This is a genomic window from Enterobacter sp. MG-EB028, from assembly GCF_056673305.1.
The window spans coordinates 368274-391676 of record NZ_CP195079.1; the positions used below are offsets into that span (position 1 = coordinate 368274).

Below are 23403 nucleotides of genomic sequence, written 5' to 3' on the forward strand. Positions count from 1 at the left end.
TCACCCCTTATATCCGAAACAGGTTGTACTCGTTGCACAGCACCAGCAGCGCCGGTTCGTCTTCTTCGATGTTGTTATAGCGGGCAACGGGCTGCAAAAAGTGGTTGTCGTGCTCGTCGTCGTTTACCGATGACACCTCCCCGACCAGCACGTCGCCGAAGCCGCGTTCGCCCCAGAAACTGTGATACAGCCCTGGCGTAAGACAGATGCTTTCCCCAGGCGTGAGGCGCAGCTGGCTGCCGGGCGCGTGGGTCTGGCGGCAGCCGTCGACGGTGACCGTCACGTCCGTGTTTTCGGTCTCTTCATGCGCTCCCGCATTCCACAATTCAACAATCAGATTCCCGCCGCCCCGGTTGATGATGTCTTCCCGCTTGCGCCAGTGGAAATGCATCGGCGTCACCTGGCCATCGCGTACGTGCATAATTTTTTCGGCATAGCTTTTTTCATAAGGCACGCCGTTGGGCGAGCCGTTGCGCAGGGTGAACAGCGTTAACCCCTGTGCGGCAAAATTGTTACCGCCGAACGCCGTCACGTCCCAGCCGAGCTTGAGGTCAAACACTTCCTGCCATGCGGCCTGCTCAAGCTGCTGCCATTTTGTGGGCGGAAAGCTGGCAAAAGGCGGGAGATGCACGTCGTGCATGGAAAAGAACTGTCGCGTGTGGCCGAGAATTTCATTGATGTCGGAGCGTTTCATGGGGACTCCCGGAGTTATGTGCAAAACCTTACCCCTCACCCTAGCCCTCTCCCCATAGGTGAGAGGGAACTTGAACACCCTCTCCCCTATGGGGAGAGGGCAGGGTGAGGGGGTTACTTAACCGTCCACCCCTTATAGGTCCCGACGTTCTTTTTATCGATCATCGTCACCGGGATCAGCACGGGCGCTTTCGGCGCAGGTTTGCCCTGTAGAATGTCATAGCCGATCTCCACCGCTTTTGCCGCCATCACCTGCGGATCTTGCGCCGGGGTCGCCACAAACAGGGAGTTTTCACGCTTCAGCGCCTCTTCACCGTCCGGCGAACCGTCCACACCGACGATAAAGAATTCGTTGCGCTGGGCCTGTTTCGCCGCCAGATCGGCACCGATCGCGGTCGGATCGTTAATCGCGAATACGCCGTCGATCTTCGGATTGGCCGCCAGCAGGGAGGTCATGACTTCCAGACCGCCTTCACGGCTGCCCTTGGCGTTTTGGTTATCTGAGAGTACCTTGATATCCGGATGTTTTTTGAATTCCGTCTGGCAGCCTTCCACGCGGTTTTGCACCGCAGAGACCGGTGGTCCGTTGATGATCACCACGTTGCCTTTGCCTTTCAGGCGGTCGGTAATGTACTTACAGGCCATTTCGCCCGCCTGGGTGTTATCGGAGGTGATGGTTGCATCGGCCCCTTCCGCCGCCACGTCCACCGCGACGACCACGATCCCCGCCTCTTTAGCGCGCTTCACCGCCGGGCCGATCCCTTTGGAATCCGCAGCGTTGAGGATGATCATGTCCACCTTCGCAGCGATAAAGTTATCGATCTGCGAAACCTGCTGGCCCAGGTCGTAACCGCTGGAGACCAGCGTCACCTTGACGTTATCCCCCGCCAGCTTGCGCGCTTCCAGCTCGGCACCTTTGGTGATCTGCACGAAGAACGGGTTAGCCAGGTCGCCCACCGTCACGCCGATGGACTTCAGATCTTTTGCCTGCGCAAACGGCGTTGCGGCAAGCAGCGCGCCAGCACAGAGCGCGGTCACTAAGGGTTTCAAACGCATCTTGTCTTCCTCGCTTGTAGGGTATTGTTGTTATGCACTTTGATGGTGTCGGGTACGGTATTTGTCGATCAGCACCGCTATGATGATCACCGCCCCTTTGATCACCAGCTGCCAGAAGTAGGAGACGCCCATCAGCGTCATGCCGTTGTTGAGGGTGGCGATGATCAGCGCGCCCACCAGCGTGCCGGTGATCGTGCCGATCCCGCCGACGAAGCTGGTACCGCCGAGGATCACCGCCGCAATCGCATCCAGCTCGTACCCCGTGCCGAGGTTGCCGTTGGCGCTGTAGAGGCGCGAGGCGCTCATGACGCCGCCAAGCCCGGAGAGCAGGCCGCTCATGCCGTAGACAAACAGCAGCACCAGCCAGACCTTAATGCCCGTTAAGCGCGCCGCCTGCATGTTGCCGCCCACCGCGTAGATGTGAACGCCGAGCGTGGTGCGGCGCAGGATGAACCAGCACACCGCAATCACCGCCAGGGCGATCACCACCAGCCACGGAATGGGGCCAAGGTAGTTATTGCCTATCCACTCAAAATTGATGTTCGAGTTAATCACCGTCGTGCCATCGGCCAGCAGATACGCCGCGCCGCGCAGCGCCGTGTAGGTGCCGAGCGTGACGATAAACGGCGGCAGCCCGGCAAAGGCCACCAGCGCGCCGTTGAATAATCCCAGCACCATGCCGAGCATCAGCGCCGCCGGAATAGAGAGCATCGCAAATTCAGGGATTAGCGAGACCACCATCGCCGCCACCGCCGTGGTGCCCAGAATCGAACCTACGGAGAGGTCGATCCCGCCGGTCAGGATGATGAAGGTCATCCCGGCCGCCAGCACGATGTTGATGGAAGCCTGGCGGGTGATGTTGAGCAGGTTACTCTCGGTGAAGAAGTTCGGGGCAATAAAGCCAAATACCGCCACAATCAGGATCAGAATCGGTAAAATCCCGATCGTTTGCATCAGATCGCTCATCAGCATTTTTTTAGCGGAGGCGGATTTCGCCACCTGCTGCGGATGGGTAGGAGTTGTCATAATTACACCGCCTGATGATGTGTGTCGTTCACGCCGGTTGCCAGCGTCATGATGTTTTCCTGAGAGATATCGTGCCCGTGAAGCTCACCCGCGATGCTGCCTTCCCGCATCACGTAGACCCGGTCGCTCATGCCTACCACTTCCGGCAGCTCGCTGGAGATCATCAGAATCGCCACCCCCTTGCGCGCCATCTGGTTCATGATGCGGTAGATTTCGCTTTTTGCGCCGACGTCCACGCCGCGCGTCGGCTCGTCCAGAATCAGAATGCGCGGGCCAATCGCCACCCAGCGGGAGATCAGCAGCTTTTGCTGGTTGCCGCCCGAAAGCCCGCCCGCGCGTACCTGAGAATGAGGCACGCGGATGTTGAGCAGGGCGATGGCGTCGTCGGAAATGGACTGGGCTTTTTTGCGGTTTAACATGCCGAAGGTGGCGTCGCGCTCCAGCGTCGCCATGGTGATGTTCTCCTGCGCCGCCAGCTCCAAAAACAGCCCCTGCTCCTTGCGGTTCTCGGTGAGAAAACCGATGCCGTTTTCGATGGCCGCGCGCGGGGAGTGGATCACCACCGGCTCGCCGTCGACCTCAATCATGCCGCCGGTGGCTTTGCGCACGCCAAAGATAAGCTGCGCCAGCTCGGAGCGTCCGGCCCCAACCAGCCCCGCCAGCCCGACGATTTCGCCGGAACGCACCTGCAGGCTGCACGGCTGTACTTTTTTACCGTCGGTGAGGTGGTGCACGTTAAGGCGCGGGCTGCCGAGGGGGATATCTCGCTCCTTGTTGAACAGGTCGCTTAGCGGGCGGCCCACCATCATCTTCACCAGTTCAGACGCGTTCAGCTTATCGCGCGTCAGGCTCCCGACGTACTGCCCGTCGCGCAGAACGCTCACGCGGTCAGAGAGTTCATACACTTCCGCCATGCGGTGGCTGATATAGATAATCGCCATGCCCTCGTCGCGCAGGCGCAAAATCAGTTCGAACAGGCGGTGGGTTTCGCGGGAGGAGAGGGCGGCGGTGGGTTCGTCCATCACCAGAATGCGGCTGTTGCGGTGCAGGGCGCGGGCGATTTCCACCTGCTGCTGCTCGGCGATGGTCAGCTTCATCACCAGGTCGGTGGCGCTGAACTGCGCGCCGAGACGGTCAATCACCGCCTGCGCCTGGGCGGCCATCTCCTTGCGCTGGACCAGCCCGCCGCGCGACAGCTCGCTGCCGAGGAAGATATTTTCGGCCACGGTAAGATTGGGCGCGAGCTGCATCTCCTGGTAAATCAGGGTGATGCCTGCGGCCAGCGCATCTTTCGGCCCTTTAATGTGAAACGGCTGGCCGTCGATCAGGATCTCGCCGCTGGTGGCGGTATAGGCTCCCGCGAGGATCTTCATCAGCGTGCTTTTTCCCGCGCCGTTTTCCCCCATCAGCGCGTGGATCTCACCGGGGAAGACCGTCAAATCCACACCCTTGAGCGCGTGGAAATTGCCAAAGGTTTTGGCAATGTGGCGCATCTCTAAAACCGGGGTTCTGCTCATGGCGGACCTCCTGTGAATGTCGATATCTGCACTTCATCACAGGCGCGTAAATGCAAAATGTCAGAAGCTGTTCATATTTGTCATAGTTATGAATAGCGAATGTGGATCACAGTTACGGAGTCAACATGTCTTCACGCCCCCCGTTCTTCGCCAGCGCCCGAGGCCGCCTGCTGATTTTCAATCTGCTGGTGGTCGCCGTTACGCTGATGGTGAGCGGCGTAGCGGTGCTCGGTTTCCGTCACGCCAGCCAGATCCAGGAACAGGTGCAGCAGCAAACGCTGGACGACATGACCGGCAGCATGAATCTCGCCCGCGACACGGCCAACGTCGCAACGGCGGCGGTGCGGCTTTCGCAGGTGGTGGGGGCGCTGGAGTACAAAGGCGAAGCCGAGCGACTGAAGCAGATGCAAACGGCGCTGCGCCGCTCGCTGGAGCAGCTTGCCGATGCCCCGCTGGCGCAGCAGGAGCCGGCGCTGGTGGCGCGCATTATTCGCAGGAGCAATGAACTACAGCAAAGCGTAACGGGGATGCTGGAGCGCGGGCAAAAGCGGCACCTTGAACGTAACGCGCTGTTGAGCTCGCTCTATCAAAGCCAGAGCTATTTGCGTCATCTTCAGGACATCAACCGCCGTTATGACAGTAACGTACCGGATGCGCAGCAGCTGATGGAGATGGATCGGCTGATCGCTGCTGCCATCGACACCCCTTCGCCGCGCGCGACCGTTCAGCAACTGGACGCTGTGACCGCCACGCTGCCCCGGAGCGCCATACAGCCGGTCGTGAAGGACGTTCTGCCCGATTTTAACGCCGAGTTACGTCAGCTTGCCCCGCTGTCGAAGCAGCTGGAAGAGAGCGATCTGTCCATCAGCTGGTATATGTTCCACATCAAGGCGCTGGTGGCGATCCTTAATAGCGATATTAATCAGTACGTTGAGCAGGTGGCTCAGGCCTCCCGGCTTCGCACGGCCCAGAGCCATCACGAGCTGCAATCCATCAGCGTGTTTATCAGCATCTTCGCCGTGCTGGCGCTGATCATTACCGGGTGCGCCTGCTGGTATATCTACCGCAATCTGGCCTCCAACCTGACGGCCATCTCCCGGGCGATGTCGCGACTTGCCCACGGCGAGCAGGATGTTTCCGTTCCCGCGCTGCAGCGGCGCGACGAGCTGGGCGAGCTGGCGCGCGCGTTTAACGTTTTTGCCCGCAATACCGCCTCGCTTGAGCACACTACGCGGCTGCTGAAAGAGAAAACCACGCAGATGGAGATCGACCGCATCGAGCGTCAGGGGCTGGAAGAGGCGCTGCTGCACAGCCAGAAAATGAAGGCGGTCGGACAGCTGACCGGCGGGCTGGCGCATGATTTTAATAACCTGCTGGCGGTGATCATCGGCAGCCTTGAGCTTACCGACCCTGAATCAAACGACGCGCCGCGCATCTCCCGGGCGCTCAAGGCGGCCGAACGCGGCGCGCTGCTGACCCAGCGCCTGCTGGCATTTTCCCGCAAACAATCCCTGACGCCGCATGCGGTAGAAATGCTGCCCCTGCTGGAAAACCTCCGGGAGCTGATGCGCCACTCTTTGCCCGCCACGCTTACCCTGGAGATTGAAGCGCAAACCCCGGCATGGCCCGCGTGGATTGACGTCAGCCAGCTGGAAAATGCCATCATCAACCTGGTGATGAATGCCCGGGATGCGATGGAAGGGCAGAGCGGGGTGATAAAAATTCGTACCTGGAACCAGCGCGTGACCCGCAGCGACGGTCGCAGGCAGGATATGGTGGCGCTGGAGGTGATTGACCGCGGCAGCGGGATGTCGCAGGAGGTGAAATCCCGGGTTTTTGAACCGTTCTTCACCACCAAGCAGACCGGAAGCGGGAGCGGGCTGGGCCTGTCGATGGTCTACGGTTTTGTGCGCCAGTCCGGGGGCCGGGTTGAGATCGAAAGCGCGCCGGGGCAGGGAACGACCGTGCGGCTGCACCTCCCGCGCTCGACGCTGCCCGCCGTTTCGGAGGATGAAGCGCTGGCTGCCACAACGTCCGTGGATAACGAGCGGCTTGTACTGGTGCTGGAAGATGAGGCGGACGTTCGTCAGACCCTGTGCGAACAGCTGCATCAGCTTGGTTACCTGACGCTCGAAGCGGACAACGGCGAGCAGGCCCTGAGCATGCTGGCGGCGTCGCCGGATATTGGCATGTTTATCAGCGATCTGATGTTGCCCGGAGGCCTGAGCGGGGCTGAGGTGATTAACCATGTGCGCAGTCATTATCCGCAGCTTCCGGTGCTGCTGATCAGCGGGCAGGATTTGCGCCCGGCGCACAACCCGCAGCTGCCGGACGTGCAGTTATTGCGTAAGCCATTTACGCGGGCGCAGCTGACGCAGGCGCTGCGGAAAGTCTGTTTATAAGCATTGATGTTTCGGAATTCATCAAGAGCGTGAGTAAACCGGGGGATGCTAACCTGCGCAAAATTTGGCAGATTGGGATATAAAGGGAACTATGCCGGTACTTACAAGAGGGGACTCACAAATGATTGTGATGCCTACAACTTACAGCCCAAAGACCGTAGCAAGGTCTTTCAAGCTCGTTGATGAATTCGAACTCTCCGGGCGAGTGTTACATGTCATTTTTGATAGCCAGACGCCAAGAGCTGCGATTATTGAAGCGGATGTCGAAACCTTCGATGGTGTACCTCGGCATCGGGTTGTAGCTGCCCTGGATTTACAACGTAAAACGCATTTGGGTGAAGGTATCATTGCTGTCGAGCGTTGTTGGGAAGATACCAATGTTATTCAGGTAGAAGGTATATGCGTTGATCCCGCCGAGCGTGACAAGGGACTGGCAACTCGTCTGTATGAAGCCTTGGTATTACAGTGTGGCGTGACGCTTATTAGCGACTTTGAACAATATGAGGGTGGGAAGATGCTCTGGCAGAAAATTGCCCGCGAGTCTGACCAAATCGCTGTATTTGTTCTCGATACCGAGCAGGGAGCATTTTGGCCGTATGATGGTAGCAAGGTTATCTATGACGGAGGGTGTATACCCGAAGATCGAATCTGGAGTCATTCGCCGGATCAAAAATGTTATGGCATTGTACTGGTTGCAGAAAATAAACAGCGTGCGAATCAGCTGATGGAAGGCCCTGGACACAACTGAATTTGAGATTCCTCCGCTACCCCGGAACAATGCCGTTGATTACCGTAAGGCCAGTTCCCCTGCGAGTCTGGCCTTATGAAACGTTACTCTACCGCTCTGTTATTTGGTCTGCTGTCACTCACCAGCCAACTGGCGCATGCCGATGTGATTGATGATGCCATTGGCAACATTCAGCAGGCGATCAACGATGCCTATAACCCCAGCAGCAGCCGTAATGACGATGACGACGATCGTTACGACCGCAACCGTCAAATCGACAGCCGACAGTACGACGACCGTCGTCGGCAGCTTGAAGACCGACGCCGCCGCTTAGACGAGCGTCAGCGCCAGCTGGATGACGACAGACGTCGGTTAGAAGAAGATGAGCGTCGGTTAGAAGACGATTACGATCGAGGCTAAGTGCGGCCTGTTGCCATCACCCCAGCCCTCTCCCACGGGAGAGGGAGAAAACCTAATCCAGCACCATAACCATTCCGTCATATCCCGCTTCAATGCCGTCCGGCAGCGGATTATCCATCATCCACACGTCAAACTGATGGCTGATGTGGGTCAGGATCACCTGCGGGCAGCCAATCACCTCGTTCAGCGCAACCACGGTGTTTAAGTCGCAATGATTGCGCGGCGTCTCGTCGCGCGGTTCATGACTGCAGTCGATGATTATCGCCTGTGGCTGATTGTTGAGCAGAAACGTCACCGTTTTATCCGGCAGCCCGGCGGTATCAGAAAGCCACGCCACGCGGCTGTGGGCGGATTCCAGCAGATACCCGAAGGTCAGTTTTGAATGGTTGAGCGGCAGCGGCGTGACCCGCAGCCCCTGCAGCTCAAACATCACGAACGGCTCAACCGTGTGGCTGAAATCCAGAATTCCGGGATGTTTAAACAGGTCGTCGCACCCTGCGTCGTCCGGCGGGCCGTAGACCGGGATGGTTGCGCCCACGCCCCAGCGCAGGGGGAACAGCCCCTGGACGTGATCCATATGATAGTGCGTGAGCAAAAACTGCTGAAAGCTGCCCGCCGGCCAGTCGTCCATCAGGTGCGGAATACCCGCATCCAGCAGGGTGACCGCATCGTTGAATTTGACCACCGCGCTGCAGGGGCGACGGCGATAGTTGTCCTGCAGGCGCGCCCGTCGACACGCCGCGCAGTCGCAGCCAAAGACCGGCACGAGCTGTGCACTTCCGGTTCCCGTTAACGTGATGGTCAGACTCATAACGCACCTCTACAGCGGTTTGGTGAATCGAAAATGGCTCTGCGTATATCCTTCACGAACGTAAAAACGGTGCGCGTCAGTGCGCTTCACGCTGGTGGAGAGCTCGGTCAGCTCCGCGCCGGCCTGCCGTGCCACCTCTTCCGCCCAGGCCAGCAGCTGGCTGCCCACCTTTAGCCCGCGCGCCTGCGGCATCACCACCAGCTCCTGGATCTCGCCGATCCAGCGCGCGTGATGGAGGTGAAACTGCATGTGCAGGCCGATCATGCCGACGACATGTCCGTCCAGCTCGGCAAGCTGGTAGCGCATGTTGTGATCCTGAAGGTTGGCAAGAAATCCGGCGTGGAACGCCTGATGGTCGAACTCTGCCTGCTTCAGTTCGCAGATCAGGGCATAGACAATCTGCGCATCGTCGGCGGTGGCGGGGCGAAGCTGGCAGTCAGGCATGCTGTTTCTCCTTCTGGCGGATAAGCGATAAAAAGGTCTCGACTGACTGTAGCAAACTTCCGTCGTTATTGAGGATGTGACAGCCCGACGGGGTATAGCGCGCCGCACGTTCCAGCCGCTGGTCGATCTCACGCGCATTTTCCCGTCCCCGGCTTTGCAGCCGGCTGCGCAGGATATCCGGGGAAACCTGCAGGCAGACCGGCAGCAGCGCCGCTTCGTACCGGGCTTTTGCCTGCGGCAGATGCGCGCGCGAGCCGTTAACCAGCACGTCGAATCCCGCGTGCAGCCAGAGGTCAATCTCAATACCCACGCCGTAATAAAAGCCGTTGGCGTGCCAGCTCAGCGCCAGCAGATTTTGCCCGGCGCGGGTAAAAAACTCCTGCTCGCTCAGGGCGATATGGTTCTCGCTTCCGGCGTTGGCGGCGCGGGTAATGTAGCGGTGCGCCACCAGCAGCTGTGAATGTTCCCGCTGCCGCAGCGCCGAGAGCAGGCTGTCTTTCCCGGAGCCGGACGGCCCCATTAACCAGATGAGTCTTCCCATCAGAACACCCTTTTTCCCTGACGCCAGACGTGGTCGATATGAACGTGCTCGCCCCTGCGGTGGGCGAGCACCAGATCTGCCCGTTTGCCTTCGGCAATCTCACCGCGATCCTGAAGATTGAGCGCGGTGGCCGGGTTTTTGGTCACCAGGCGAATTGCCTGCGGCAGCGTAAAGCGGTTGCCCTCGTCGTCCGCCACCCGGAATGCCGCATCCAGCAGGCTGGCGGGGTAGTAGTCGGACGAGAGAATGTCCAGCAGGCCGAGGGAGGCGAGTTTGCTTGCCGCCACGTTGCCGGAGTGCGATCCGCCGCGCACGATGTTCGGTGCGCCCATCAGCACGTTCATGCCGTGCTGGCGCGACGCCTCAGCTGCTTCGAACGTGGTGGGAAATTCGGCTATTACGCTGCCAAGCTGGTGGGATTCGCGCACGTGCTCGCGCGTGGCGTCGTCATGGCTCGCCAGCGCGATATTCCGGTCCCGGCACATCGCGGCAATCTTAAGACGGTTGGGCTGCGACCACTGGGCCGCAAGCTGAAGCTGCTCTTCTTCGTAGCGCGCCATCTCCGCGTCGTTGAGCGAGTATTTGCCCTGATAGTATTCACGATACTTTTCAATGTTGGCGAACTGGCGCTGCCCCGGCGAGTGGTCCATCAGGGAGACCAGCGAGACCGGCTCGCGGCCCACCAGCTTTTCAAACAGCGGCAGCGTGGTGTGGTGCGGCAGTTCGCAGCGCAGGTGCAGACGGTGCTCGGCGCGGTTGAGGCCGCGCTTTTGCGTCTCCTCCACGGCGTTGATCATCTTCTCCAGATTCTCCAGGCGATCGCCGCCGTCGCGCACGTCTCCGATCGCCACCGCGTCCAGCACCGTGGTGATGCCGCTGGCGACCATCAGCGCGTCGTGGCTGCTCATCGCCGAATGGGCGGGCCAGTCCACCTTCGGGCGCGGGGTGAAGAATTTATCCAGATTATCGGTATGCAGCTCAATCAGCCCCGGCAGCAGCCAGCCGCCGTCGCCGTCCATCGCTTCAGGGGAACGGCTTTGGGTTTCGGCAAACGTGCGGATGACGCCTTCGTGGATTTCAACCGAACCCTTCACGACCTCATTTTCCAGCACCAGCCTGACGTTATTGATAATCATGCGTTTGTCCCCATCGGGTGCAGTCTGTCCGCCACGCGGGTGCGTACGGCGTCGTCGTGGAAGATCCCGACGATCGCCGCGCCCCGCGCTTTGGCCTGTTCGATCAGCGCTATCACCGCTGCGCTGTTTTTAGCGTCGAGCGAGGCGGTGGGTTCATCCAGCAGTAAGATCGGATAGTCGACGATAAACCCGCGCGCGATATTCACGCGCTGCTGCTCGCCGCCGGAAAAGGTCGACGGGGCGAGGTGCCACAGGCGCTCCGGTACGTTGAGGCGCGTCAGCAGGCTGGCGGCCCTGGCAGCGCAGGTTTCACGCGGCACGCCGAGATCCAGCAGCGGCTGCATCACCACGTCCAGGGCGGAGATCCGCGGGATCACCCGCAGGAACTGGCTGACCCAGCCGATCGTCGAGCGGCGCACTTCCAGCACCTTGCGCGCCGGGGCCTGCACCAGATCGACCCATTCATCATTGTGGCGAATGCGGATGTGCCCTTCGTCCGGTAAATAGTTGGCGTACAGGGAGCGCAGCAGGGTGGATTTACCGCTGCCGGAGTGGCCGTGCAGCACCACGCATTCACCCTGACTCACCTCTAACGAGGCGTTTTGCAACACCGGCAGGCGCACGCCGTTTTGCTGGTGGAGCACAAAGGTCTTACTTACGTTTTGTACGTGGATCATGTTGACCTCTTAATTCTGTAATACCGAGGACACCAGCAGCTGGGTGTACGGATGGTGCGGATCGTCAAGCACCCGGTCGGTCAGCCCACTTTCCACCACCTGGCCCTGCTTCATCACCAGCAGACGGTCCGCCAGCAGGCGCGCAACGCCTAAATCGTGGGTGACAATCACCACCGCAAGGTTCAGATCCACCACCAGACCGCGCAGCAGGTCGAGCAGGCGCGCCTGTACGGAGACGTCCAGCCCGCCGGTGGGTTCATCCATAAACACCAGCTTCGGATGGGTGACCAGGTTGCGGGCAATCTGCAGACGCTGCTGCATCCCACCGGAGAAGGTCGTCGGCAGGTCGTCGATGCGCGAGGCGGGGATTTCCACCTCCTCCAGCCAGTGCTGCGCCGTGGCGCGGATGTTGCCGTAGTGGCGCGCGCCGGTGGCCATCAGGCGCTCGCCGATGTTGCCCCCGGCAGAGACCTGACGGCGCAGGCCGTCCATCGGATGCTGGTGCACCACGCCCCACTCGGTGCGCAGCAGGCGGCGGCGCTCGGCCTCGCTTATGCCGTAGAGGGAGCGTCCCTGATACAGGATCTCGCCGTGTTGCGGCGCCAGGCGCGCGGAGATGGACTTCAGCAGGGTCGTTTTGCCGGAGCCGGACTCGCCGACGATCCCCAGCACTTCGCCCGGCCACAGCTCAAACGACACGTCGCTGAAGCCTTTGCCCGGCGCATATAGATGGGTGAGGTTATTAACCGAAAGCAGCGGTTTCATTGGCCGTTCGCCTCGCTCTGTTGGCGGCAGTAATCGGTGTCGGAGCAGACAAACATTCGTTTGCCCGTGTCGTCCAGCACCACTTCGTCGAGATAGCTGTGTCTGGAGCCGCAGATGGCGCACGGCTCGTCCCACTCCTGCACCGTAAACGGGTGATCGTCGAAATCGAGACTTTCCACGCGGGTGTAAGGCGGGACGGCGTAGATGCGTTTTTCACGTCCGGCACCAAAGAGCTGCAGGGCGGGCATCATGTCCATCTTCGGGTTGTCGAATTTCGGGATCGGTGACGGGTCCATCACGTAGCGCCCGTTGACCTTCACCGGATAGGCGTAGGTGGTGGCGATATGGCCGAAGCGGGCGATATCCTCATACAGTTTGACCTGCATTACCCCGTACTCTTCCAGCGCGTGCATGGTGCGGGTCTCGGTTTCGCGCGGCTCGATAAAGCGCATCGGCTCCGGGATCGGCACCTGGAAAATCAAAATTTGATCTTCCGTCAGCGGGGTTTCGGGGATGCGGTGACGGGTCTGGATCAGCGTCGCGTCTTCGGTTTTTTCGGTGGTGTTGACGCCCGTTACGCGCTTAAAGAAGTTGCGGATCGACACCGCGTTGGTGGTGTCGTCCGCGCCCTGGTCGATGACCTTCAGCACGTCCGCTTCACCGATCACGCTGGCGGTCAGCTGGATGCCGCCCGTGCCCCAGCCGTAGGGCATCGGCATTTCGCGGCCGCCGAACGGCACCTGATAGCCCGGAATAGCCACCGCTTTTAAAATAGCGCGGCGGATCATGCGTTTGGTTTGCTCGTCCAGATAGGCAAAGTTGTAGCCGCTTAAGTTAGCCATTGGCGCGCTCCCGTTGCAGACGTTTCAGCAGTTCCAGTTCGGCCTGGAAATCGACGTAGTGCGGCAGCTTGAGGTGCGAGACAAAGCCAGCGGCCTCGACGTTATCCGCGTGGGCCAGCACGAACTCTTCGTCCTGCGCCGGGCCGGCGATGTGCTCGCCGTACTCCGGTGCCTGCAGGGCGCGGTCAACCAGCGCCATCGCCATCGCCTTGCGCTCGCCGAGGCCAAACACCAGCCCGTAGCCGCGGGTAAAGTGGGGATCTTCATTCTCTGGCGCGACGAAACCGTTCACCATTTCACACTCGGTCATCAGCAGTTCGCCGACGTTCACTGCAAAACCCAGCTCTTCCGGTACGATTTCAACGTCGATATAGCCGCTGCGGATCTCCGCCGCAAACGGGTGGTTGCGCCCGTAGCCGCGCTGGGTGGAGTAGGCCAGCGCCAGCAGATAGCCTTCGTCGCCTCGCATCAGCTGCTGCAGGCGGGACGAGCGCGAGCACGGGTAAACCGGTGGCGTGCGGGTAATGTCATCCGGCGCGGCTCCCGTGTCCTCTTCCGCCTTCGCCAGCCCCTGATTTGCCAGCAGGCTAAAGACGTGCGGAGACGGTTCCTGTTCGGCGTCTGAAGTGCTAAGCGTTGGGGCTTCGCCGTTCGCCAGCAGGGTGAAGTCCAGCAGGCGATGGGTGTAATCGTAGGTAGGGCCAAGCAGCTGGCCGCCGGGGATATCTTTATAAACGGCAGAAATGCGGCGCTCCAGGCGCATCTCCGCCGTGTCTACCGGCTCGCTCACCGCCAGTTTGGCAAGGGTAGTGCGGTAGGCGCGCAGCAGGAAGATGGCTTCCACGTTATCGCCGCTGGCCTGCTTAAGGGCCAGCGCCGCCAGCTCGCGGTCGGCGATGCCGCCCTCGGTCATCACCCGGTCAACCGCGAGGTTAAGCTGCTGTTCAATCTGGGCGACGCTCAGCTCGGGAAGCCGTTCATCGCCCCGTCGTCTGTGTTCCTGCAAGGCATGGGCGGCGGCGATGGCCTTTTCGCCCCCTTTGACGGCTACGTACATCAGCACACCTCCACGTGGGTGGTTCGCGGGATCGCCAGCAGGCGTTCGCCGCAGGTCAGGATCAGGTCAATGCCCAGCGGGAACGGGTGCGGGCGCTCGGTCAGCTCGTGAATGATGCACTCCGGCAGCTGCGGCGCGACCATGCGCTCGTCGGCGATGCCTGCGCCCGTCAGGCGCAGCATGCGGCCGCCGCTCAGGCTGGAGACCTGCAGGATCAGCGTGGCGCTGGTCTCCGGGGCGACGGCGCTGCCTTCGCTCAGGGCGTTGAGCTGTTCATGGCTGATTTGCTCATCGGCCACGGCAAAAACCGCCTGCTGGGGCTGATCGACCAGCGGGGCGCTGGTGTGAAAACGCAGGTTCTGGCTGGCGATATCGTTCGACAGGGCACCTGACAGCCATACCGGGGTATCGTTGTCCGCCAGCGTCAGCAGCACGCTGGTGGAGGCGAGGTTCAGCGGCAGCCAGCCCTGGGAGAGCTGGTGCAGGGAGACAATCACGCCCGGCTCGCTCATGGCCTTCAGCAGGCGACGAAAACTTTGTTGGGCATCCTGGACGGCCAGGGTAAAAGCAGGTTGAAGCGTCATGCGTTATCTCCGCGAACGAGCGTAAAGAAGTCGACCCGGCTGGTGTTCACTTCGGCCTGACGGGCGGCAACCCGTGCGGCGCGGTCGGCTTCCAGCGGGGCAATAAGGGTTTCCATTAACGTCTGGAAATGCGGGGGTTCCTGCAAAAGGGCGTCGATTACCGCGCAGCGCTCGGCGTGCGCCTTATCGCGACCCAGCACATAGCTGTAGCCCAGCGTGCCGCTGTTCAGGTGGACCGCCGCGCGGGTGAGGGTGGCGTCGCCTGCAAAAAAGCGTTGGCCGGTGCCGCCCATCCGCGCCTGGATTTGTACCAGGCCGATTTCCGGCGCGCGGATCGTGTCGTAGTCAGGCGCCAGGCCCAGCGCGTTCATGCGCTCGCGCAGGGCGGCAGGCTGGCAATGGGCCAGCACGCGCATCCAGCGCTGTCGGGTGGAGGTATCGACGTGCATTCAGTGCTCCATGGTGAATTCAATCATGTCGGCGCGGGTCAGGCTGACGGAGTATTCCGTCGCGTTGATCTCGCCGTCACGGTGGTTGAGGGTGCGTACGCAGAGCAGCGGGGCCATGTTGGGAATTTCGAGCACCTTGCTCTCTTTTGCCTGCGCGCGGCGGGCGCTTATGCGCGTCTGGGTGCGCTTGAGGGCGATGCCCGTGGCATCCTGAAGAAAGTCGTGCAGGGAACCGCTGGTAAAGTTTTGCAGTACGGGCCAGAGGGCCAGGTCCGCGAAGTAGTGGTCAATCTGGCACACCGCCACGCCGTTGACCCGACGCAGCGTGCGCAGGTGAATGACGTTATCACCCTCCTGAATCCCCAGCGCGTCCGCCACGTGGCTGGAGGCCGGGCGCAATACCGAGAGCAGCTTTTCGCTGGTCGGGTGGCTGCCCTGATCCAGCAGGTTCTGGCTAAAGCGCGCCTGGGCGTTAAGCGGGTAGTCGAACGGGCGCATCAGCACCAGCACGCCCACGCCCTGGCGGCGCTGCACCCAGCCGCGCTCGACCAGTTGGTCAATGGCGCGGCGCAGGGTATGGCGATTGACCTCGTAGCGGTCGGCAAGCTGCTGCTCGGCGGGCAGGTAGTCCCCGCAGCGGTAGTGCGTGCGCAGCTCCACTTCGAGCTTTGCCGCAATCTCCTGCCAGCGGGTGGGGTAACTGGTCGGATGTCTGGATAAGTGCATACAAATCAAAGCCTCGCTTCTCAGATGAAGTGCTTACGCAAACGTTGAGAGAGGAAATCCAGCAGGCTGACGGTGACGATGATGAGCACCATCAGGGCGCAGGTTTGCTGGAACTGGAAACCGCGAATCGCTTCCCACAGGGTGACGCCAACCCCGCCTGCGCCCACCATACCCACGACGGTGGCGGAGCGGACGTTGGACTCAAAGCGGTACAGAGAGTAAGAGATCAGCAGCGGCATCACCTGCGGCAGGACGCCGTAAAGGATCTCTTCGATTTTATTGGCGCCGGTTGCGCGGATGCCTTCCACCGGGCCGGGCTCGATGGCTTCGACCGCTTCGGACAGTAGTTTGGAGAGCACGCCGGTGGTGTGGATGAACAGCGCCATGACGCCCGCGAACGGACCCAGGCCAACGGCCACCACGAAGAGCATCGCAAAGACCATTTCATTGATGGCGCGGCAGGCGTCCATCAGGCGGCGCATCGGCTGGTAGACCCACCACGGCACGATGTTTTCAGCGCTCATCAGGCCAAACGGAATGGAGAGAATGACGGCAAGGGCAGTACCCCAGACGGCGATTTGCAGGGTGACCGCCATTTCGCTGAGGTAGTCCTGCCACTGGCTGAAGTCCGGCGGGAAGAAATCGGCGGCGAAGGTGGCCATGTTGCCGGAATCTTTGAAGAGCAGCAGCGGATCCATTTCTGCGCCCTTCCAGGAGATAACCAGCACCGCCAGCAGAATGGCCCAGCTGATGAGCGAGAACCAGCTGCGCTTTGGCGGCGGGAGGGTGATGGTTTGCATGTTGACTCCTTAATCTGTTCTCCCTCTCCCTGTGGGAGAGGGGACTTGCGTTACTGCACCGCTTTATTCACGCTGGTCATCGCGCCGAGCGCGGCGGTCAGGCGGTCGAGGTCTTCCAACTGAGCCTGGATTTCAGACACTTTGCTGGTCTTCTCCTCGTCCTTCAGCCCTTTGTTGTCCTTCACGGCCTGCATCTGCTTAAACAGAGCCAGTTGGCGAATCGGGACCAGCTGCAGATCGCTCGACGCGCGGAACGGCGCCCAGCCCAGACGTTCCAGAACCGCTTTCTCTTCCGGCGTTTTGCCGTAGTTCATAAAGAAGTCGTAGACCTTGTCCTTGGTGCTTTCGGAGAGATTTTTGCGCCAGACGATCGGGTCGCCAGGGATCAGCGGCGATTTCCAGATGACCTTCAGCTCTTTCAGCTTGTCCGGCGCGGAGGTCTTCAGCTTGTCGAGGTTTTCTGTGTTGTTGGTGGCAACGTCCACCTGCTTGTTCGCCACGGCCAGCGCGTTGGTTTCGTGCCCGGCGTTCACCGTGCGTTTGAAGTCGCTGGTGGAGATGTTGTTTTTCGCGAAGACGTAGTAGCCAGGAACGAGGAAGCCGGAGGTGGAGTTCGGATCGCCGTTACCAAAAGTCAGCTCTTTGCGTTTGGCGATCATGTCGTTGAGGGTGTTGATCGGGCTGTCTTTGTTAACGATCAGCACGCTCCAGTAGCCAGGGGAGCCATCTGCCGCAACGGTCTGGGCAAAGACCTGGCCGTTGGCGCGGTCCACCGCTTCCATCGCCGAGAGGTTACCGTACCAGGCAATGTCCACTTTGTTGAAGCGCATTCCCTGGATGATGCCCGCGTAGTCCGGGGCGAAGAAGGCGTTTACTTTGATCCCCAGCCTGGTTTCCATATCTTTCAGGAACGGTTCCCACTGAGGCTTCAGGTTCTGCTGTGATTCCGTTGAAATAATGCCGAAATTCAGCGCTTTTTCCTGCTCTTCCGCATACGCCGGGCTTAACAGGGTGCTGATGCTGAACATGCTGGTAAAGGCCAGCGCGGCAACGGCTTTATAGTTCATTTCCATTCCTCGTTATGGGGACGTTATGCAGCCTGCGCGCGCTCTTCGACGCGGTTTACGCTGCGGTAGAGATGATCAAAACGTTCGTTATCAAACTGATGGCTCGCGCCATCAAAGAAGACATGCCCCTGCCGCAGGGCGACAATGCGCTCGCAGTAGCGCAGGGCGTAATCCACCTGATGCAGCGTGACCACCACGGTAATGCCGTCGTTCTGGTTGATGTCGCGCAGGGTTTCCATCACGATGCGCGCCGATTCCGGGTCCAGCGAGGCGATAGGCTCGTCGGCCAGAATGATTTGCGCTTTCTGCATCAGCGCGCGGGCGATGGCGACGCGCTGCTGTTGTCCACCGGAGAGGGTGGAGACGCGCTGGTGGGCGAAGTGCGCCATGCCGACGCGGGTCAGCGCCTGTAAGGCTTCCTGCTTCTGGGATGGGGAGAACCAGCGCAGGCAGGTGCGCCAGAACGGGGTGCTGCCGAGGGCGCCAATCAGCACGTTCTCCAGCACCGTAAGACGGTTCACCAGGTTGAACTGCTGGAAGATGTAGCCCGTCCGGGCGCGGCTTTTTCGAATATCGCTCGCCAGACGCCCTGCGCGCTGCACGGTGTTGCCCAGCAGCTCGACGTGGCTTTCCGGCGTTTTATCGCAGGTAATGAGGCCGCTTAAGTGGCGTAAAAGGGTGGATTTTCCCGAACCAGACGGCCCGAGAAGCGCCACCATGTCGCCCTGCTGGACGGTCAGATCAACGGCATGCAGCGCCTTGTTGTGATTGAAGGTTTTGCTCAGTTTCTCGACGCGGATAACAGTTTGCATGTGCTGGGCCTCACGATAAATGTGGCCTCATGCTGGCGCATCAATATGACATTTGGGTTAAGTGCAGGTTGCGGGAGTTTGAAGAGTTGAGGGGAGTTTGATGACAGGCGGAGGCAGACCGCCCACCGCCCGAAAATTAGTGCTGTTGCTTAACGACGTTAATCATCCACGGCACGCCGTATTTATCGGTGACCTTACCGAAGCCGTGCGCCCAAAAGGTTTCCTGCCAGGCCATTTCGATATTGCCGCCATCGGCGAGGTTGTCGAACCAGCGCTTGCCTTCCGACACATCCTGCGTGTCGAGCACCAGCGTGAAGCCCGCGTACTGTGCGCTGCTGCCCGGCGGCAGCCCGTCGCTCATCATGATATCGCTGCCCGCAATGCGGACATTGGAGTGAGCGATAGCCGAATCCGGAAACTGCATGCCGGACGGACAGCCTTCTTCGCTGTTATCGCTTTTTGGCATTTCGCCGAAGGTTATTTTATAGAGGAGTTCTGCGCCGACGGCCTGCTGATAGAAGGCGGTAGCCTCTGCACAATTGCCGGCGAAAGAGATGTAGGGACTTAACGGCATAATCTTTACCTCACGTAAGAAAAGCCCGTTAAGTGTAGTTCCCGAAAGCCCGGTAAGCGAAGCGCTACCGGGCGGGTAAATCAGTTCTTTTTCACGAACTCAGATTTCAGTTTCATTGGACCGAAGCCGTCAATTTTGCAGTCGATATTATGATCGCCTTCAACCAGACGGATATTCTTCACTTTGGTACCAATCTTCAGCATGGAAGAGCTGCCTTTCACCTTCAGATCTTTCACCACGGTGACGCTGTCGCCATCCGCCAGCAGATTGCCGTTCGCATCTTTGACGACCAGCGCATCAGCATCCTGCGCTGGCTCGGCATCATTCCATTCGTGTGCGCATTCCGGGCAGATGAACATGCCATTATCTTCATAGGTGTATTCAGAATTGCATTTTGGACAGTGTGGGAGTTGCATATCGGTATCCTCAAAAGTGTTAACGCGCTGGAAAGTGCCAGCTTAATGACGGCAGAGTGCCGAAAAAGGCGGCAAGTATAGCGCAAATCCACACGTTTGTCGGTGATATTGTGAATTTAAAAAACGCAGAAAATGTATTGTGAGTGACACTTACTGTCAGTCAGCTAAGCGATGCTAACGTCATTAACACGGTGGAAAGAGAAGTCGCTAAATATATCGAATATTTTATTACGGCAAATTGCTACGCACCTTCATTTCAGATAAGGTGAAGCAACACATTGTTATTTATCTTCGAACTTTGCTGCCATACATTTCTTATGGCGGCGGCCTATCCCTCTCTTTTTAGGTGGGTAAATAATGATGATATATCCTGGAGCTTCTTAAAATGGGTCAGGCTTTTTATCTTTTGGCTTCCGGGCCTTGAGGAGAGCTTTACACGCCATGCAGGGATAGCCATTTATTTCTGATTATCTTCAATCAGTTATATTCCGGTGAACATGTTTTCCACACGTGATCATATAAGCCTGAACATTATAATTAAAACAAGTGGCTTAATAAAAGTAATAAATTTGCGTTAAGGAAAGGCTTTTATCATGCACACACAGACCATTTTTGAATTAAGCCAGGAAGCTGAACGTTTGTTACAGCTCGCCCTGCAAAATCTCGATACCCTGAGGTCAATGCCGACAGCGATGCTGGAGAACACGACGGCGGCTATTACGGGAGAAAAGAACAACGTTCTGCCTTTGCATTTTAGTGCGCGGGGCGTCGAAGCACAGCAGGCAACGCTGAATAATGAATTACGCAAAATAACACGTCTGGAAATGGTTCTGGCTATCGTTGGCACGATGAAAGCGGGGAAATCGACCACCATTAATGCCATTGTAGGTACCGAAGTGTTGCCGAACCGCAACCGCCCAATGACGGCGCTTCCTACGCTGATCCGTCATACGCCAGGCCAGAAGGAGCCGGTGCTCCACTTCTCACATGCCTCTCCTATTGATGATTTGATCCACCTGCTGCAGAAAAAGCTCTGCGATTACGATCGCGGCAAGCTGGCTCTGCACCTGGAAATTGATAAGGACATGAATACGCTGCTTGAACGCATTGAGAGAGGCGAGGCCTTTGAAAAGCATCATCTGGGCGCGCAGCCAATATTTCATTGCCTGAAAAGTCTCAATGACCTGGTGAGACTCTCCCAGGCGCTGGGCGTGGCGTTTCCGTTTTCCGAATACGCGGCCATCGAACATATTCCGGTGATTGAAGTGGAGTTCGTGCATCTTGCGGGTCTGGATGCCCACCTCGGGCAGTTGACGTTGCTCGATACCCCCGGCCCCAATGAGGCCGGACAACCGCATCTGCAAAAAATGCTTAGCGAACAGCTCGCCCGCGCGTCGGCGGTGCTGGCGGTGATGGATTATACCCAGCTTAAATCTATTTCTGATGAAGAGGTCCGTCAGGCTATTTCGGTGGCGGGGAAATCAGTGCCTCTTTATGCGCTGGTGAATAAATTCGACCAGAAGGATCGCAATAGCGACGATGAAGAGCAGGTCAGGGCGATGATCTCTGGTACCTTAATGAAAGGCAATATTTCGCCTGGCCAGATCTACCCTGTTTCATCTATGTGGGCGTATCTGGCGAACCGCGCCCGCTACGAAATGAATAGCCACGGACGCCTGCCGGATCATCAGGAGCAGCCCTGGGTGCAGGATTTTGCTGAAGCTGCCCTCGGACGCCGCTGGCGTACGGCGGACCTGGACGATATTGACCATATCCGTCACGCAGCCGATTTGCTGTGGGAAGATTCGCTGTTTGAACAACCGATACGCAAACTGATTTACGCCGCCTATGCCAATGCCTCGTTATTCGCGCTGCGTTCGGCGTCGCATAAGTTGCTCAACTACGCGCAGAATGCCCGGGAGTATCTCGACTTCCGCTATCAGGGGCTGACGGTGGCCTTTGAGGCGCTGGAAATGAACATCGCGCGTCTTGAAGAAGATATGGCGCTGCTGCAAACGCGTCAGCGCGCGGTGAGCGATGAGGTGAAACATGAAGTTGAGCAGGCGCTGAACGCTACCGCGGACTTTATGGGGGCCCAGAAAACGGCGCTTCATCAGTCGATTGATCAGGTTTTCAGCACTCACAATATTCTTGATTTGGCAGGCATTGACCAGCTGAATCACCGCGGTGACGAACCGCAAGAGCTGAAACAGCTGGTTCTGGATGATGAAGGGCAGGCGCAGATCGCGCTGAGTAAAATTCGCTCCTCCTGTGAACTGATCATGCTGGATGCGCAGACGAAAATCTGCAGGGAGCTGGCGTTACGCTTCGATCAGCTGGAATCTACGCTGGCGCGTTCGCTGAATGAAGCTATGCGCCCCATTGAAACGCGTATTAAAGAGCATCTGAGCCATGCCGGCTTCCGGGCGCGGATCAGCTTCCCGGCTTTTCAGGCTAACCAGCTTAATTTCAATACGCGGTCCCTGTTTAACGATGCTATTGCGGAGGATAACCGCCCGGCAGGTCAGCCTTCCGCCGGGAGCAGTATGCGTGAAACCGTTTCGCGGTGGCTGAATAATCCTGGCTGGGGCTGGGATGATTATGTGGTCACGCGCACGCGCTATGTTATCGACATTGCGCAGCTGCATGACAAATTTAAGCAACATATTGATCAGTTTTGTGAACAAATACGTAAAGCTTTGTCCGCTCAGGTCGATGTCTCTGTTACGGCCGGAATGGCGACGTTCTTTGCAGAATTTTCGTTATGCCTGACCGGCTTACAGGAAAGCTTGCGTGATAGCCTCGCAGTGCGTCAACAAAATGAGCATTCGACCCGAGCGCTCAGCCAGCTGTTGAAGCAAAGCATTACGACTGCGGCGTGGATTCAGGAAGATACCCGACTGTTACGCGATGATATTCAAACACTATTCGCGGCAGAGCAACCATGACAACACAGCTACTGGACGGTCCCGGGCGGACGCTGGAGTGTATTCATCCCAAGTTTATGGTCGATCTTGTGCAGGGCGTGGACGCGGCGCGATATCCCCATCTGGGGCCGCAGCAGTTGCAGTTTCGTGAGCGTTTGACTCAGGAAATCATGACGCACACCCGGCTACGGCCCTGGGCGATGGCGGGAATGCTTAATGAGAACGCGGCCCTGCGCCTGGGGCTGGCGGAAAAACTTGCCGGCATGCTGGATCCGGGCCATCTCGCGCTGACGCTGATGGCCGATAAACTGATTGCGCTGCGCCAGCAGGCCCACTTGCGCGCTCAGCCATCCCCCGGCCTGCTTGAGCAGTACGCGCAGCTCTCCTCTCATTTTACCCAACGTGCTGCCTATAAAGAAAAGGCGCTGACCCAGCGTGGACTGACGGTACAGGCGGGCGAGCACAGTGAACAAATTTTCACCCGCTGGCGAGCCGGCCACTATGATGGCTGGTCTTTGGCCGGGCGCTGCTTCATCGTCCTCGAAGAGCTGCGCTGGGGAGCATTTGGCGATGCATGCCGTCTGGCGAACGACGATGTGTCGGCAATGCTCAAGGATAATTTACGCAGCATGGCTGCCAACTACCTGGCTCAGGGTATCAGTGCGTCTCCCACGACGCGCCATTTTTATCATCAGTGGCTGACTACGCCCGCTTCGTCGGGTTTAATCGATCATAAAGACATGCTGGGCTGGCTCGGCGACTGGTGTCAGGCGGATGCACACCCGGTTAGCTGGTCAGTAACGCAAAGCTGGCAGACCGTCGCGCTGGGTATGCCGAGGCTGTGTTCGGCAAAACGGCTGGTGGATGCGATGGTGGAGGAGATTTTTGGTTGAACCCCCCTCACCCTGACCCTCTCCCCATAGGGGAGAGGGGA

General features: G+C 59.0%; 25 protein-coding genes. 5 read left to right on the forward strand and 20 right to left on the reverse strand.

Annotated elements, in window-relative coordinates:
• Positions 1-7 precede the first annotated feature (7 nt).
• The 4 genes from ACR42C_RS01640 to ACR42C_RS01655 form a co-directional block, all read right to left on the reverse strand.
• On the reverse strand, positions 8-694 hold the full coding sequence (locus ACR42C_RS01640; protein WP_116343862.1) for a D-lyxose/D-mannose isomerase: 687 nt from the start codon (positions 692-694) through the stop codon (positions 8-10).
• A 113-nt stretch (positions 695-807) separates the two neighbouring features.
• A complete protein-coding gene (locus ACR42C_RS01645; protein ID WP_045261060.1) occupies positions 808-1749 on the reverse strand; it encodes an ABC transporter substrate-binding protein in 942 nt (313 codons plus the stop codon).
• A 30-nt stretch (positions 1750-1779) separates the two neighbouring features.
• Complete coding sequence (locus ACR42C_RS01650; RefSeq protein ID WP_316380616.1) at positions 1780-2775, reverse strand: ABC transporter permease subunit; 996 nt, start codon at positions 2773-2775, stop codon at positions 1780-1782.
• Between the two features lie 2 nt (positions 2776-2777).
• Positions 2778-4292 (reverse strand): sugar ABC transporter ATP-binding protein, encoded by a 1515-nt coding sequence (locus ACR42C_RS01655; protein WP_233003589.1) that lies wholly within the window; start codon positions 4290-4292, stop codon positions 2778-2780.
• Between the two features lie 125 nt (positions 4293-4417).
• On the opposite strand from ACR42C_RS01655, the gene ACR42C_RS01660 reads away from it, so the two are divergent.
• The 3 genes from ACR42C_RS01660 to yjdP all read left to right on the forward strand — a co-directional run bounded on the left by ACR42C_RS01660 (position 4418) and on the right by yjdP (position 7841).
• Positions 4418-6694 (forward strand): ATP-binding protein, encoded by a 2277-nt coding sequence (locus tag ACR42C_RS01660; RefSeq protein ID WP_479984669.1) that lies wholly within the window; start codon positions 4418-4420, stop codon positions 6692-6694.
• A 121-nt stretch (positions 6695-6815) separates the two neighbouring features.
• A complete protein-coding gene (locus tag ACR42C_RS01665) occupies positions 6816-7442 on the forward strand; it encodes a GNAT family N-acetyltransferase (protein WP_163331065.1) in 627 nt (208 codons plus the stop codon).
• Between the two features lie 75 nt (positions 7443-7517).
• Entirely contained in the window at positions 7518-7841 is a 324-nt protein-coding gene (gene yjdP / locus ACR42C_RS01670) for a DDRRRQL repeat protein YjdP (RefSeq protein ID WP_116343867.1), read from the forward strand.
• Positions 7842-7893: 52 nt separating this feature from the next.
• On the opposite strand, the gene phnP is transcribed toward yjdP, so the two are convergent.
• From phnP to ACR42C_RS01750, 16 genes are all read right to left on the reverse strand, one after another.
• Positions 7894-8652 (reverse strand): phosphonate metabolism protein PhnP, encoded by a 759-nt coding sequence (gene phnP / locus ACR42C_RS01675; protein WP_316380613.1) that lies wholly within the window; start codon positions 8650-8652, stop codon positions 7894-7896.
• 9 nt (positions 8653-8661) lie between these two features.
• Complete coding sequence (gene phnO, locus ACR42C_RS01680; protein WP_163331067.1) at positions 8662-9096, reverse strand: aminoalkylphosphonate N-acetyltransferase; 435 nt, start codon at positions 9094-9096, stop codon at positions 8662-8664.
• Complete coding sequence (phnN, locus tag ACR42C_RS01685) at positions 9089-9640, reverse strand: ribose 1,5-bisphosphokinase (RefSeq protein ID WP_192984339.1); 552 nt, start codon at positions 9638-9640, stop codon at positions 9089-9091. The genes phnO and phnN overlap by 8 nt, the downstream gene beginning before the upstream one ends.
• Positions 9637-10773 (reverse strand): alpha-D-ribose 1-methylphosphonate 5-triphosphate diphosphatase, encoded by a 1137-nt coding sequence (gene phnM, locus ACR42C_RS01690; RefSeq protein ID WP_320721114.1) that lies wholly within the window; start codon positions 10771-10773, stop codon positions 9637-9639. The genes phnN and phnM overlap by 4 nt, the downstream gene beginning before the upstream one ends.
• Positions 10770-11450 carry a phosphonate C-P lyase system protein PhnL gene (gene phnL, locus ACR42C_RS01695; protein ID WP_320721115.1) on the reverse strand — a complete coding sequence of 227 codons (681 nt, stop codon included), beginning with the start codon at positions 11448-11450 and terminating at the stop codon, positions 10770-10772. The genes phnM and phnL overlap by 4 nt, the downstream gene beginning before the upstream one ends.
• A gap of 9 nt (positions 11451-11459) precedes the next feature.
• Positions 11460-12215, reverse strand: a complete 756-nt coding sequence (phnK, locus tag ACR42C_RS01700) for a phosphonate C-P lyase system protein PhnK (protein WP_320721116.1) — start codon at positions 12213-12215, stop codon at positions 11460-11462.
• Complete coding sequence (gene phnJ, locus ACR42C_RS01705; RefSeq protein WP_474483677.1) at positions 12212-13057, reverse strand: alpha-D-ribose 1-methylphosphonate 5-phosphate C-P-lyase PhnJ; 846 nt, start codon at positions 13055-13057, stop codon at positions 12212-12214. The genes phnK and phnJ overlap by 4 nt, the downstream gene beginning before the upstream one ends.
• Entirely contained in the window at positions 13050-14114 is a 1065-nt protein-coding gene (locus ACR42C_RS01710; protein ID WP_166709819.1) for a carbon-phosphorus lyase complex subunit, read from the reverse strand. The genes phnJ and ACR42C_RS01710 overlap by 8 nt, the downstream gene beginning before the upstream one ends.
• Positions 14114-14698: a phosphonate C-P lyase system protein PhnH gene (gene phnH, locus ACR42C_RS01715; RefSeq protein WP_116343875.1), complete on the reverse strand. Its 585-nt coding sequence runs from the start codon at positions 14696-14698 to the stop codon at positions 14114-14116. Before phnH ends, ACR42C_RS01710 begins: the two co-directional genes overlap by 1 nt.
• Positions 14695-15147 carry a phosphonate C-P lyase system protein PhnG gene (phnG, locus tag ACR42C_RS01720; protein ID WP_479984670.1) on the reverse strand — a complete coding sequence of 151 codons (453 nt, stop codon included), beginning with the start codon at positions 15145-15147 and terminating at the stop codon, positions 14695-14697. Before phnG ends, phnH begins: the two co-directional genes overlap by 4 nt.
• On the reverse strand, positions 15148-15873 hold the full coding sequence (phnF, locus tag ACR42C_RS01725; RefSeq protein WP_163331072.1) for a phosphonate metabolism transcriptional regulator PhnF: 726 nt from the start codon (positions 15871-15873) through the stop codon (positions 15148-15150).
• Between the two features lie 20 nt (positions 15874-15893).
• Positions 15894-16673, reverse strand: coding sequence for a phosphonate ABC transporter, permease protein PhnE (phnE, locus tag ACR42C_RS01730; RefSeq protein ID WP_116343878.1), 780 nt, complete (start codon positions 16671-16673; stop codon positions 15894-15896).
• Between the two features lie 50 nt (positions 16674-16723).
• Positions 16724-17740 carry a phosphonate ABC transporter substrate-binding protein gene (phnD, locus tag ACR42C_RS01735; RefSeq protein ID WP_163331073.1) on the reverse strand — a complete coding sequence of 339 codons (1017 nt, stop codon included), beginning with the start codon at positions 17738-17740 and terminating at the stop codon, positions 16724-16726.
• 23 nt (positions 17741-17763) lie between these two features.
• Positions 17764-18552, reverse strand: a complete 789-nt coding sequence (phnC, locus tag ACR42C_RS01740; RefSeq protein ID WP_302220662.1) for a phosphonate ABC transporter ATP-binding protein — start codon at positions 18550-18552, stop codon at positions 17764-17766.
• Between the two features lie 136 nt (positions 18553-18688).
• On the reverse strand, positions 18689-19126 hold the full coding sequence (gene yjdN / locus ACR42C_RS01745; RefSeq protein ID WP_116343881.1) for a VOC family metalloprotein YjdN: 438 nt from the start codon (positions 19124-19126) through the stop codon (positions 18689-18691).
• Between the two features lie 80 nt (positions 19127-19206).
• Positions 19207-19542 carry a zinc ribbon domain-containing protein YjdM gene (locus tag ACR42C_RS01750; RefSeq protein ID WP_028015217.1) on the reverse strand — a complete coding sequence of 112 codons (336 nt, stop codon included), beginning with the start codon at positions 19540-19542 and terminating at the stop codon, positions 19207-19209.
• 593 nt (positions 19543-20135) lie between these two features.
• Between ACR42C_RS01750 and crfC the strand changes: the two genes are divergently transcribed.
• Complete coding sequence (gene crfC / locus ACR42C_RS01755) at positions 20136-22490, forward strand: clamp-binding protein CrfC (RefSeq protein ID WP_479984671.1); 2355 nt, start codon at positions 20136-20138, stop codon at positions 22488-22490.
• A complete protein-coding gene (locus ACR42C_RS01760) occupies positions 22487-23362 on the forward strand; it encodes a diguanylate cyclase regulator RdcB family protein (protein WP_479984672.1) in 876 nt (291 codons plus the stop codon). Before crfC ends, ACR42C_RS01760 begins: the two co-directional genes overlap by 4 nt.
• The last annotated feature ends 41 nt before the right edge of the window (positions 23363-23403 follow it).